A 12,595-nucleotide genomic window follows, 5' to 3' on the forward strand; every position below is an offset into this window, starting at 1 on the left:
TAATGCGCTACTCCAACAAATACATTTTGACAGGCAGTGTGGTTTTCATTGCTTTATTGATGATACTCCTGCAGCTGTGGAAGTATCTGCAAAATCCCTGGACCAGGGATGGCAAGGTACAGGCAAAGATTGTACAGGTAACACCCAGGGTGTCCGGTCAGATTGTAGAGTTGCCGGTCAGGAACAATCAATTCGTCAATGCGGGAGATCTTCTTTTCCAGATTGACCCCAGGACCTATGAGGCCACTCTGGCAGAAGTCAGAGCGGAATACGAAGAAGCCATCGACACCTATAAAGCGCAAAGACAGAATGTTCTGGCCTTTGAAGCGAAGCTGCGCGAATCCATGGCGGCAATAGATCAGGCACAAAGCAATATCAAGGCGCTGGAGGCCGAGATTGTAAAAGCCAAAGCGGAGTTCGAGCGTCAAAAAGAGTTGCTGCCCCTGCGCGCCACTTCGCAAAAATCTCTTGAGGCTGCCCAGGCCGAATACGATTCCGCTGTGGAGTACCGCATTGGTGCCGAGGCGGCACTTGTGGAGGCCATGCATACCCTGGAGCAGTCACAGGCAGAACTGCAGCAGGCGCAGGCACAGTTGGGTGCACTGGGGGAAAAAAATCCGGGGATACGCGCTGCACTGGCCATCGTACGCCAAGCCGAGCTGAACCTGGAATATACCACCGTTATCGCACCGGTTTCCGGTTATGTGACCAATATAGATTTTCGCTTCGGGGATCAGGCGGTCGCCAACAGGCCGGCAATGTCCGTTGTGGATGTTAACAGCTATTGGGTGGACGGCTATTTCCGCGAAACCTTTATTCGCAGAATAGCCCCCGGAGACCGGGCCATCGTCACCTTGATGGCCTACCCGGACACTCCCCTAGAGGGCTATGTGGAAAGTATTGGCTGGGGAATCGCACAACAGGATGGAACCGCTGGCAACGACCTGCTGCCCCAGATCAATCCCACCTTTGATTGGATTCGCCTGGCACAGCGGATACCGGTGAGAATTTATCTGACCGACCTTCCTGCCTCCGTGAAACTTCGAGTCGGCTTTACCAGCTCAGTGCTTGTGATGAGTGGTACTGCGGACGCCAAACAAGATGAACCGGTGCAAACTCCCTAAGCGGGAGGGCTTTAGGGCTCTGCGCCTCTCGTTACACGCCGCTATATTGGCTGTCCTCGCTGGTTATGGTTGCACACTCGGCCCGGATTACCACCCCCCCCCGGTCAGTATCGAGCAGGACTGGCTATACCAGCACGACACACGCATAAACAGTCTCAATGCCGTCAACCCCCTCTGGTGGCAGTCGGCTTTTTCCGATGTCGCCCTGGACGAACTGGTCGCCCTGGCGGTAGATAACAATCTGGAACTGAGGTCAGCCGCATTGAGGGCATTGCAGGCCCAACAACTACTGGCCATCGCGATCGGGAATCAATACCCACAAGTGCAGGAAATTGTCGGCGTCGCCGACCGTTCAAAAGGTTCATTTGAGCCCGGCGTTGTCCAGAGTGAATACACCCTGGATTTTAATCTGAGCTGGGAGCTGGATATGTGGGGACAATTCAAACGCCTGGTGGAATCCGCAGCTGCGGATTTTGAAGCCAGTATGGCCGAGTATGACGGCGTCCTGGTTTCCATCGTTGCCCAGGTGGCGCAGACATATATCAATATCCGCACCGCTCAGAGGCGCCTGGAGGTTGCCCGGGAAAATATTCGCTTACAAAGGGAGAGCCTAAGGATCGCCGAGGTAAAATTTCAGGCGGGAGAGGTCAGTGCACTCGACGCCGAACAGGCCCTGGCGCTGCTGAGCAATACCCAGGCCACCGTTCCAAGAGTGGAAGTCAACCTGCAACAGCTTAAAAACACCCTGGCGGTATTGCTTGGTATGCCGCCGCACGACCTCAATTATCTTTTGGGTGAATTTTCAATGATCCCCAGCGTCCCGGCCAGTATTGCGATTGGCATGCCCCAGGACCTCCTGCGCCAGCGCCCCGATATCCGCCAGGCGGAGCGTCTGCTCGCAACACAGGGGGAGCAAATTGGCGTTGCCAGAGCAGAGCTCTACCCGGCTTTCTCGATTGGTGGTTCCATTGGTACGATTGATATAAAAGATGGACCGTTTGAAGGTTCCAGCGGAGCCTGGGATTTATTTGCGCAATTTCAATGGAATATATTCAACTATGGGCGCCTGAAAAGCAATGTGCGTTTACAGGATGCCACTTTCCAGCAGCTCCTCGCAGATTATCGCCAGACAGTGCTGCTGGCTCAGGCCGATGTGGAAAATGCCATCGTTGCCTACCTGAAATCACAGGAAGAACTGACCTACTACGAAACCGCGGCGCAGGCTTCCAAGGAATCGGTCAGGCTCTCTTTATCCCAGTACACCAATGGCCTGGTAGAATTTAACACCGTTATCTCCACCCTAACTTCGGATGTCCAGCAACAGGATATACTAGCGTTTACTCAGGGCACTGTGGCCGCCAACCTGGTACAGGTTTATCTGTCACTGGGCGGTGGCTGGCAGATACGGGAAGGTCTCCCACCGGTTGATTTGCTGCCAGAAGAGGTAAAAGAGGAAATGCTCCGGCGTACGCACTACTGGGACAAGATCATCGAGTAGCGTGCCCAGCCGGCCTCTTCGGGCTGCCATACGCAGGTGTAGCCCCTCTGCATGGCCGAGATCATTCTGTCCCCGCGCCGGGTGCTGTCTACCTGCGGCCTCGCCTTGGGGAGGGACGACAGGAAGGGCTGTGCACTCCGCCAACACTGCGTAATTAGCCGCCCCAAACCGCACACTGCGGGGCTAATTTGTTACAGAATATCAACCCTCAAGCTGCACCGCGGCACCGATTAGCGCCTGATAACCGGTGTTGAGGGCAAAGACGGGAACCGCCTCCATCCACTTGGCGACCCTCCCCTTGCTGAGAAAGCGGTGCTCGAATGCACTCTCCGGCAGCAATTGCGCGATCCGGGGCAATATGCCCCCGCCGAGAAAGACACCCCCACGGGCGCCCAGGTACAAAGCCGCATCCCCAGCGGCACTGCCGAGGAAATTGAGAAAGTCCAACAGGGTTTCCCGGCACAGGGGATCGGAGCCTTCCAACCCCCGCGCGCTCACATCCGGCGGTGTCAGATCTTCAGGGGCTTGCCCATTCAGCACACACACAGCACGATAGAGGTTGACCAACCCGCCGCCGGACAAGACCCACTCATTGAATACCGGGGTGCGATTTTGCATCAGGATCCGCAGCAGCTGCAGCTCCCGCTGGGTGGAAACGGTCAGGTTGGCGTGACCACCCTCACCTGCGAGCACATGATAGCGGCCATCCACCTCGGCGAGACCGGCGACGCCCAGGCCGGTTCCCGGGCCCAGTACCGCCATGGGAGCACCCTGTACACGGGGCACATCGCGCAGCACGCGGTAATCCGCGGTGGAGAGGCGCGGCAGGGACTGCGCCAGTGCAGCGAAATCATTGATCAGCTCCAGGTGAGGGAACGAAAACACCTTTGCCAGCGCTCCCGCATCAATGCGCCAGCCGAGATTGGTCATATAGACGCTGCCGCCGGAGGGGGTTCGCTCCAGGGGGCCGGCGGCGGCGATACAGGCCTTCTCGGGCCTAGGCTGTTCCAGCCCCTCCAGCCAGTACCGCAAGGCGGCATCGAAGCCGTCAAACCGCTTGCAGTCCACCACTTCAAGCCCCTCCAGGCGATAGCTTTCCGCCACGGGTTTGGCAATCGCAAAACGGGCGTTGGTGCCGCCGATGTCCGCTACGATACTCGTCATAGTTACCCCTGTGAGATCCCCAAAAAAAGGCGATATAAATTACGGTGTCTGGGGCAATAATGCCAGCCCCAGACCGAGAGATTGGTAGAGAAAGCCAGCAATTGCCAGGCGGTCACATCGAACAGGGGCGCAGCCTGTTTAATTCCCACCGGTACAACCACTAACCCTGGATACCGGGAACGCACGACCAGAGTGCCCACGCCATCAGCGCACTTGCGGGGCAATATCCTTTACGGCCGCTGCAAACGCCCGCATCTCCTCCCTACTGTATTTTGAGCACACCCGCTTTGTAGTGGCGGGTTGGCAGGCAATGCTCACACCGGCGCGCCTGGCTATCTGCGGGCGAATCGGGCGGGGGCAAAAGCCACCGCCGCAATTGGGACAGACATCACTCAACACCTTCTCCACACAGGATCTGCAAAAAGTACATTCATAGGAACAGATCATCGCCTCAGGGGAATTTGCCGGCAGATCTCTATCACAACACTCACAGTTTGGTCTCAGCGCCAACACCCGGAACCCTCCTTAATGGCGATGCCTCTGTCTTCCCGACACTCAAACGGTTGCCGGGTAAAAACGGCGCAGGGGGTTACCACTGCAGACCGATAAGCGCTCACCCCGCTGCTCGCTTTCTCCCAACCCCGTTTTCGCAGGCTGCCGCCCGTTACAGCACAGCCTTGCCCTGTAAATGCAATTTGCGCCGCTGCGCCAGGGCATCTATTGAATAAAGTATGAGCCCAAGCCACACCAGCATAAAGGTAGTGAGCTTGCCTTCGCGGAAGGGCTCACCCAGAACCTGGGTGGCAACCACCAGCATCAGGGTGGGGCCGATGTACTGCAGGAAGCCAACGGTAGACAGATTCAGCCTGCGCGCTGCAATGGTAAACAACAGTAGGGGAACCAGGGTGACAGGGCCAGCCAACACCAGCAGGCTATTCAACTCCCAGCTGTTGTGCAGCAGGTTGCTGGTGGGACTGTCGCTCCATAGTAGATAGAGCAGCCCCACCGGCAGCATATACAGGGTTTCGATCGTGAGGCCAGTGAGGCTCTCAACCGGGGCGCGTTTGCGTACCAATCCATACAGGGCAAAGGTGCCGGCAAGGAACAGGGCGATCACCGGTACCTGGCCAAACTGCCAGAGTTCATGAGCAATACCAGTCGTTGCCAGCGCTACCGCCAACCACTGCAGGCGCCTTAGCTTCTCGCCCAAAAACAGCACACCAAGGACGATATTGAGCAAGGGATTGATGTAATAGCCCAGGCTGCTCTCCAGCAGATGGCCGTTATTGATCGCCCAGATAAAGACCAGCCAGTTGCTGCCAATCAACAGCGTGGTCAGGGCGAGCGTACGCATTTTCCTGCCGTCGCGCAGGGTATTGGCCAGATCCGGCAGTCGGTGTGCCAAAGACAGAATCAACAGGGCCAGAACCAGTGACCAGATACTGCGGTGAGCAAGGATTTCCGCTGCCGGAATACCCTGCAACAGGTGGAAATAGAGTGGTGCCAGCCCCCAAATAAAAAAGGCGACAACGCCGGCGAGCAGGCCGGTAGTGGCGGAATCCTGATTACGCAAGGGAACACTCGCAATGAAAAAAAGTGAAATGCCAAACCAGGGGATGCACGGGAAGCGCGGTGCCTGGCGCAGGGGCAACAGAATAGGAAGCCCTATTGTAGGAGTAGCTGCCAGTCGGGATCAATCATTTTGGCTGCCAGTGAGGGCGTCTTTTGACCATGTGCCCGTTGACAAAAAAACGTATCCGGCTATTGGGCCTGCCTCGGCTGGCGGTTCACCCGGCAACCAAATAGAGGTTGCCGGGTGAACGGCTTAGAAAAGTCTACGGCAGCGCAGGGTACCGGGAATCGTTTTCAGTTTCCCCAGGGCCAGGTCCGAGTACGCCGCATCCACGTCGATCACTACGTACCCCAGGGTCTCGTTGGTCTGCAGGAACTGGGCGGAGATATTGATGGCGTTTTCGGAAAACACCTGGTTAATGGCGCTCAGTACGCCGGGCACGTTCTCGTGGATATGCAGCAGCCGGTGCGCACCGGGGTGGCTGGGCAGTGCCACTTCGGGGAAATTCACCGAGCTGGTCGTGGTGCCGTTGTCGGAGTAGTGTGCCAGCTTTTCCGATACTTCGGTGCCGATGTTTTCCTGGGCTTCCACGGTAGAGCCACCCACATGGGGCGTCAGCAGGGCATTGTCGATGTGGCGCAGGGGAGAGATAAACTCTTCCGTGTTACTGCGCGGTTCCAGCGGGAAAACATCGATGGCGGCGCCGGCCAAGTGCTTGCGATTCAGCGCCTGTGCCAGTGCATCAATATCCACCACGGTACCGCGGGAGGCGTTGAGCAAAATAGCGCCCGGCTTCATCTGAGCGATCTGCTCTGCACCGATCATCATCCTGGTGGAGGGCAGTTCGGGTACATGCAGTGATACCACATCCGACTCCCGCAACAGCACTTCCAGGGAGGCGACCTGAGTGGCATTGCCCAGGGGCAGCTTGGTGACCACATCGTGGAACTTCACCCGCATTCCCATGGCTTCCGCCATCACGGAAACCTGAGAACCAATGGCACCGTAACCGATGATTCCCAACGTCTTGCCGCGGGCCTCAAAGGCACCGCTGGCAGACTTGAGCCAGCCACCGCGATGGCACACAGCGTTTTTCTCCGGAATGCCCCGCAGCATGAGGATGGCCTCAGCGATCATCAGCTCGGCCACGCTGCGGGTATTGGAATAAGGCGCGTTAAATACGGCAATTCCCAGCGCTGTAGCAGCCGGCAGGTCCACCTGGTTGGTACCGATGCAGAAGCAGCCAACGGCCACCAGCTTGGGGGCACTCTGCAATACCTTGCGGGTAAGCTGGGTGCGGGAGCGGATACCAATAAAGTGCACATCGGCAATCTTTTCAATCAATTGCTCTTGGGGCAGTGCCGTCTTTACATACTCCACATTGGCGTAGCCGCGGGAAGCGAGCAGATCCACAGCGGACTGGTGCACGCCCTCCAGCAGCAGGATACGAATCTTGTCTTTTTGCAGGGACTTTCTTTGATCGGGATTGTGTGGAGCCATAAACTATCTCTTCACCGGGTGTGAATAGGGCGCGCATTCCTGTTGGGCGCTTCTCGATTGCCCGGCGCCAAGCAAAAGCGCGATCATAGCACAGGCGGCTTATATCACTTTATTCGAAATAACTATCCTAACTATTTTGTTTATTTATGTATCAACATCAATTTAACTGTGGCCACCCGGCGCCATTCCCATTGGGCAAGATCGTGTGCGTGGGGCGCAATTACGCCAGCCATGCCGCGGAACTCAATAACCCGGTGCCCGAGGAACCGCTGTTGTTTATCAAACCGGCCACGGCGGCTGTGGATATACGCCGGCCTATTCACCTGCCAGTGGGGCGCGGCAGTTGTCACTTTGAGGGGGAACTGGCGCTGTTGATCGGCCGCCGTCTGCGCGGTGCCAATACCGCCGAGGTCCCCCCGGCGCTGGCGGGGCTGGGACTGGGGCTGGATCTGACCCTGCGCACGCTGCAGGCGCAATTGAAAAAGGCCGGACACCCCTGGGAGAAGGCCAAGGGCTTTGATCACTCCTGCCCCCTGTCCCCCTTTGTCCGACTGGACTCGCTACCGGACTGGGATGCGCTCAACTATGCCCTGTGGCTAAATGGCGAGCTGCGCCAGCGCGGTATGACCCGGCAAATGCTCACGCCGATTCTTGACCTGGTGGCCTATATCAGCAACCACTTTACCCTGGAACCTGGCGATGTGGTGCTGACCGGCACCCCCTCGGGGGTTGGCGAGCTACATCGCGGTGACAAAATCACCATGCAGTTGCAGGAAGACTGGTTGCAGGTGGAGACCCGGGTGGCCTGAACCCAAGGGGACCGCCAACAGATGCCCTTTGATTTGTGATCACGTTTTCGATATAACCCGAACAAGTTTCAATCCCAAGCAAGGTGTGCCGTGTCAGTACAAAATACTACGCCCCGAAACCTGCAGGAATGGCAGGCCCTAGCGCGTTCTCTGAAGATTGAGGACCGCGCCTTTATCAATGGCCGCTATGTCGATGCCCTCTCCGGCAAAACCCGCACTATCCACAATCCAGCCAATGGCGAAGCACTGGCACAGATTGCCAGCTGTGGCCCCGAGGACGCAGATCGGGCGGTACGCGTGGCGCGCGAGACTTTTGAATCCGGCATCTGGTCGAAAATGCCACCAACGGAACGCAAGAAAGTGCTGGTGCGCTTCGCCGAACTGATTGAGGCGCACCAGGTGGAAATCGCCCTGCTGGAGAGCCTGGATGCGGGCAAACCCATCGGCGATACCATGGCGGTGGATGTTCCCGGCGCGGCCACCACACTCCGCTGGAGTGGCGAAGCCATCGACAAAATCTACGACGAAGTGGCACCCACAGGCCCCGGCACACTGGGCCTGATTACCCGCATGCCCCTGGGGGTGGTGGCGGCAATTGTGCCCTGGAACTTCCCCCTGTCCACCACCGCCTGGAAACTGGGCCCGGCACTGGCCACCGGCAACAGCGTGATTTTAAAGCCCGCCTCCAATACCCCGCTCACCGCCATCAAACTGGCGGGACTGGCCAAGGCAGCGGGCCTGCCGGACGGTGTGCTGAATGTACTGCCGGGGCCGGGCAGCAGCCTGGGCAAGGCGCTGGGTCTGCACATGGACATTGATTGCCTCACGTTTACCGGTTCCACCGCGGTGGGCAAGTCCCTCACGGAATATGCCGGCCAATCGAATCTAAAGCGCACCTTTCTGGAGCTGGGCGGCAAAAGCCCCAATATTGTTTTTGCCGATGCGGACCTGGACAGGGCCGCCGAAGCGGCGGCATTGGCCATCTTCTACAACCAGGGCGAAACCTGCACCGCCGGCTCGCGTCTCTTGGTGGAAAAGTGTATCGCTGAGGCGTTTACCCAAAAGGTGCGCAAAGCCGCTCGACACTTCAAACCCGGTCATCCCCAGGACCCGAATACGGCAATGGGGGCACTGATCGACCGCAGCCAGTTTGATACGGTTGCATTTTACGTCGCCAAGGGCCTGGAGCAGGGAGCCCAGTTGGTATGTGGCGGCAGACCCGTGGAAGCGGTCGCGGGGGGTTACTACTATGAGCCCACGGTATTTCGCGGCGTGACTGGCGATATGACCATCGCCCGCGAGGAGATCTTCGGGCCGGTGTTGTCGGTAATGGAGTTTGAGACCGAAGAGGAAGCCCTCGCCATTGCCAACGACTCCATCTACGGCCTGGCAGCGGGTATCTGGACCAACAACCTGGGCCGCGCCCACCGTATGGCCCGCGATATCTATGCGGGCTCCGTGTGGGTAAACAACTACTTCGGTGGCGATATCACGGTGCCCTTCGGCGGTTTCAAGCAGTCTGGCAACGGCCGCGACAAATCCCTGCATGCGCTGGACAAATACTGCGAGCTGAAATCCACCTGGATTGATCTTGGCTGAACCACGCCCCGACCAACCCGGCCCCCACTCAGGTTCCGGGTATTGACGCCACAAAGCGGTGGCGCCGCAGCCCTGCTATACAGGTAAGTGCGCGCCATCCCCCCTGCTTTCCGAGACGGTGACCACCAGGCTCACTGAAAGCCCGAATCACCACCGCGCCCACACACAGACGGCGCACAGGCGCTTTTTCTGGCGTGAATTACCGAGTCAGCTATACCTAAAATATCACCCCTTGCAAAAGGCGATGGTGACATGCCCAGTGGTGCGGGTTGTATTCCCGCGAAGTCAACTGCGTGTGGGAGAAATGGGTTGAAAAGAGTCCTCCTGTTTTTAGTGATCCTGACTCTCAGTGGATGGACACAAGTAGGGGCAGCGGAGACCCCTCCCCTCGGAGAGATAGCGGGTCTGCTGGGCACCGGGCAGGGTCACGCGGGCACTTCGCGCACGGGTACCGCACAGATTCACCCCAGGGAGTGGATTCAGCTATTGGTCAGCCACGGCGACTCAGTGGAAAAAGGCCAGCGCCTGGCGGTGTACAAAAGCTCCAAAGGCAGAGCCGTCATCGAATATATCGCCAGTCGCTCCGGCAGAGTATTGGTGCATAGTCGGGCCGCACTCAATTCACTGGGCAACGTTCTGGAAATTATCACGGTGTCCCATGAGGATTACTGTGCGGTAGAGGACTGCACCCTGGCCGAGCCGGAGTAACGGGTCACTTTGTTTCGAATTTCTGCCTGGCCCGTCACTCTGTAGGGTTACTTCACGCGTCGTTTTGTTAAACTGGCAACCAAATAGACAGCCGGGTTGTCAATGGGTATAGGAAAGTGCCGCTTCGGGTCACGCCCCCGCATGCGCCCCTTAAAATACAGGCCACAGCATCTTCCTGGCGCCCCAATTTTCGCAACAGCAATCCAGTCGTCCACAAAAACACGTGTTAATTGCCGAGGGTACTGCGCCCTATTTTATGATGAAGCTGATCTACACCCACGAAAACCGCCTGTTGGTCGAATTGGCGAAAAGCCGCCTTGAGGTGGCCGGTATCCCGGTATTCCTGAAAAACGCGTTTGCCCAGGGGGCATCCGGAGAGCTGGCTCCCAACCAGGCATGGCCGGAATTGTGGCTGGAACGGGACCGTGACTTTGAGCATGCACGTCGGCTGCTGGAGGATGTCGAAACAGGGCAGGGCTGGCACTGCCCGCACTGTGGTGAAGAGAATGGAGCCGCATTTGACTATTGCTGGCAGTGTGGTGGTACCAGGCCGACAGCGCGAGAGCCACGCTAGAACCGGACCGCAAAGGAGAGCGTCAGGTATTGAATCTGAAACACCAGGACGCGAGGGCGAATAGAACAACGGCGGGAACAACGCACACGCCCATTATTTAAACCCACCAACAAATCGGTTATCTACTCCCTCCCCTTTGTTATCGTTTTTGAAAGAGTCGAGCCTCTAGGCAGCACTGCCGCCCCCTCAGGCATTTGGACCGGATTGTGTTTGCTGCGGCATTTCCCTGCGCTGTGCTAAGCTGGTCGCCGGCAAAGTTAACAGTGACACAATATCCGCATTCAAAAAAAGGAACACTTTTATGTTCGAGTGGGTAGTCAACCCGGAGGCCTGGATTGCGCTGGCCACCCTGTCCGCGTTGGAGATAGTACTGGGCATCGACAACATTATCTTTATCTCCATTCTCGTCGGTCGGCTGCCGGCCAAGCAGCGAGAATTCGCGCGCTTTATTGGCCTGACCCTGGCCATGGTCACCCGCTTGGCCCTGCTGTTCTCCATCGTCTGGATCATGGGGTTGGTGGAACCCCTGTTTAGCCTGTTTGGAATGGAAATATCCGGGCGCGATATCATTTTGATTGGAGGTGGCCTGTTCCTGATAGGCAAGGCGACCCACGAAATCCACAATAGCCTTGAAGGGGCAGAGACGGACGCCGCGACTCTGGGCAGCGCCGGCTTCGGCATAGTCCTGTTGCAGATTGCACTTCTGGATATTGTCTTCTCCCTGGATTCGGTCATTACCGCGGTGGGACTGGTAGATGAGATTTCCATTATGGCGGTTGCCATTGTCCTGGCCGTTGCTGTGATGCTGGTTGCGGCCAAACCCATCGGTGATTTTGTCGATCGGCACCCAACGGTAAAGATACTGGCGCTGGCCTTTCTAATTATGGTGGGCCTGACCCTGGTGGTGGAAGGCTTTGATGTGCATGTACCCAAAGGGTATATTTACTTTGCCATGGCTTTCTCCATGATGGTGGAGATGCTCAACCTGCGCCTGCGCAGCAAGAAGCAGCAGGCCCCGCCGATCAAGTTACACCACAGGCTACGCAATGACAGCGGGGAATAAGGGGGCAATGGTCTACCACTGCCCATTGTGCGGGGCGCCGTTTGGCATCGCGCCCTGCGTCGGCAGCCTGGCTACTAATCACACTACGATAGTGGCAGGAATGCCTAGCTTTCTTTTATTTGACTGATTTACACTCCCAAATGGCAAAAATAAAAAGTTGGTAACATCCAAAACTCGTGATGGTTTGGATCTGAGGTTTCTAGGGAAACTCTGATTAAGTCTCTCGATTCCGATATAATGATCCAAATTCAACAGTATGCAGAACCCAATGTCCCAACTGACTTTTGCCGAAGCTGAATACAGTAATAAGAAGCGTCAGACTCGTCGCGAGAAGTTCCTTGCCAAAATGGATGCCCTAATCCCATGGAAGAAACTCGAAAAGCGCATTTTGCCGGTTTATCCGAGGGTCGGTAACGGGCGCCGCCCATACCCGTTGACTGTGATGCTGCGTATCCACTGCATGCAGCTATTTTACAACCTCAGCGACCCGGCTATGGAGGATGCACTGTATGAGATTGAGTCTATGCGTCGCTTTGCGGGCCTGCGCCTATCCGACAGCCTGCCGGACGAAACGACCATCCTGAAGTTCCGCCACCTGCTGGAACAGCACAATCTCGGGAAGAAATTGTTTCGAGAGATCGGCAAGTACCTCTCTGACCATGGGTTAGCACTGCGCGAGGGGACGATTATCGATGCTACGATCATTTCTGCTCCCGGCTCTACGAAGAACCGCGAAGGAAAACGCGACCCTGAAATGCATCAGACCCGAAAGGGCAATGAATGGCATTTTGGAATGAAGATGCACATTGGCGTGGACGATGGATTGGGGCTGATTCACAGCATAGAGACCACTAGCGCCAATGAACACGATATTACGCAAACCGACAAATTGTTGCATGGCGATGAGCAGCGAGTCTGGGGGGACGCCGGCTAACGCGGTGTAGAGAAGCGGCCGGAGCATCAAGGCAAAAGTATCGACTGGT

Annotated in this window: 11 protein-coding genes and 1 pseudogene; 8 read left to right on the plus strand and 4 right to left on the minus strand. The window is 57.0% G+C overall.

Annotation, left to right across the window (positions count from 1 at the left end):
• Window positions 1–2: 2 nt before the first annotated feature.
• Window positions 3–1,124 (plus strand): HlyD family secretion protein, encoded by a 1,122-nt coding sequence (locus ACL7TT_RS11765; protein WP_413395637.1) that lies wholly within the window; start codon window positions 3–5, stop codon window positions 1,122–1,124.
• Window positions 1,102–2,622, plus strand: coding sequence for an efflux transporter outer membrane subunit (locus ACL7TT_RS11770; RefSeq protein ID WP_413395638.1), 1,521 nt, complete (start codon window positions 1,102–1,104; stop codon window positions 2,620–2,622). Before ACL7TT_RS11765 ends, ACL7TT_RS11770 begins: the two co-directional genes overlap by 23 nt.
• Before the next feature lie 201 nt (window positions 2,623–2,823).
• Here ACL7TT_RS11770 and glk read toward each other — a convergent pair whose 3' ends face one another.
• From glk to serA, 4 genes are all read right to left on the minus strand, one after another.
• Window positions 2,824–3,786, minus strand: a complete 963-nt coding sequence (gene glk, locus ACL7TT_RS11775) for a glucokinase (RefSeq protein WP_413395639.1) — start codon at window positions 3,784–3,786, stop codon at window positions 2,824–2,826.
• Between the two features lie 204 nt (window positions 3,787–3,990).
• Window positions 3,991–4,299, minus strand: coding sequence for a DUF1272 domain-containing protein (locus ACL7TT_RS11780; protein ID WP_413395641.1), 309 nt, complete (start codon window positions 4,297–4,299; stop codon window positions 3,991–3,993).
• A gap of 151 nt (window positions 4,300–4,450) precedes the next feature.
• On the minus strand, window positions 4,451–5,359 hold the full coding sequence (rarD, locus tag ACL7TT_RS11785; RefSeq protein WP_413395643.1) for an EamA family transporter RarD: 909 nt from the start codon (window positions 5,357–5,359) through the stop codon (window positions 4,451–4,453).
• Between the two features lie 252 nt (window positions 5,360–5,611).
• Window positions 5,612–6,859 carry a phosphoglycerate dehydrogenase gene (gene serA / locus ACL7TT_RS11790; RefSeq protein ID WP_413395645.1) on the minus strand — a complete coding sequence of 416 codons (1,248 nt, stop codon included), beginning with the start codon at window positions 6,857–6,859 and terminating at the stop codon, window positions 5,612–5,614.
• A gap of 146 nt (window positions 6,860–7,005) precedes the next feature.
• On the opposite strand from serA, the gene ACL7TT_RS11795 reads away from it, so the two are divergent.
• The 6 genes and pseudogenes from ACL7TT_RS11795 to ACL7TT_RS11820 all read left to right on the plus strand — a co-directional run.
• Window positions 7,006–7,668, plus strand: a complete 663-nt coding sequence (locus tag ACL7TT_RS11795; protein WP_413395647.1) for a fumarylacetoacetate hydrolase family protein — start codon at window positions 7,006–7,008, stop codon at window positions 7,666–7,668.
• A gap of 90 nt (window positions 7,669–7,758) precedes the next feature.
• Window positions 7,759–9,267, plus strand: a complete 1,509-nt coding sequence (locus tag ACL7TT_RS11800) for an aldehyde dehydrogenase (protein WP_413395649.1) — start codon at window positions 7,759–7,761, stop codon at window positions 9,265–9,267.
• Window positions 9,268–9,576: 309 nt separating this feature from the next.
• Window positions 9,577–9,975, plus strand: a complete 399-nt coding sequence (locus ACL7TT_RS11805) for a hypothetical protein (RefSeq protein WP_299942712.1) — start codon at window positions 9,577–9,579, stop codon at window positions 9,973–9,975.
• A gap of 256 nt (window positions 9,976–10,231) precedes the next feature.
• Window positions 10,232–10,549: a putative signal transducing protein gene (locus ACL7TT_RS11810; protein WP_413395651.1), complete on the plus strand. Its 318-nt coding sequence runs from the start codon at window positions 10,232–10,234 to the stop codon at window positions 10,547–10,549.
• A gap of 301 nt (window positions 10,550–10,850) precedes the next feature.
• Window positions 10,851–11,612: a TerC family protein gene (locus tag ACL7TT_RS11815; protein WP_299942708.1), complete on the plus strand. Its 762-nt coding sequence runs from the start codon at window positions 10,851–10,853 to the stop codon at window positions 11,610–11,612.
• A 268-nt stretch (window positions 11,613–11,880) separates the two neighbouring features.
• A pseudogene (locus ACL7TT_RS11820) lies at window positions 11,881–12,595 on the plus strand (IS5 family transposase); the annotation flags it as partial.

The organism is Microbulbifer jejuensis (assembly GCF_047289955.1).
Lineage (GTDB): Bacteria > Pseudomonadota > Gammaproteobacteria > Pseudomonadales > Cellvibrionaceae > Microbulbifer.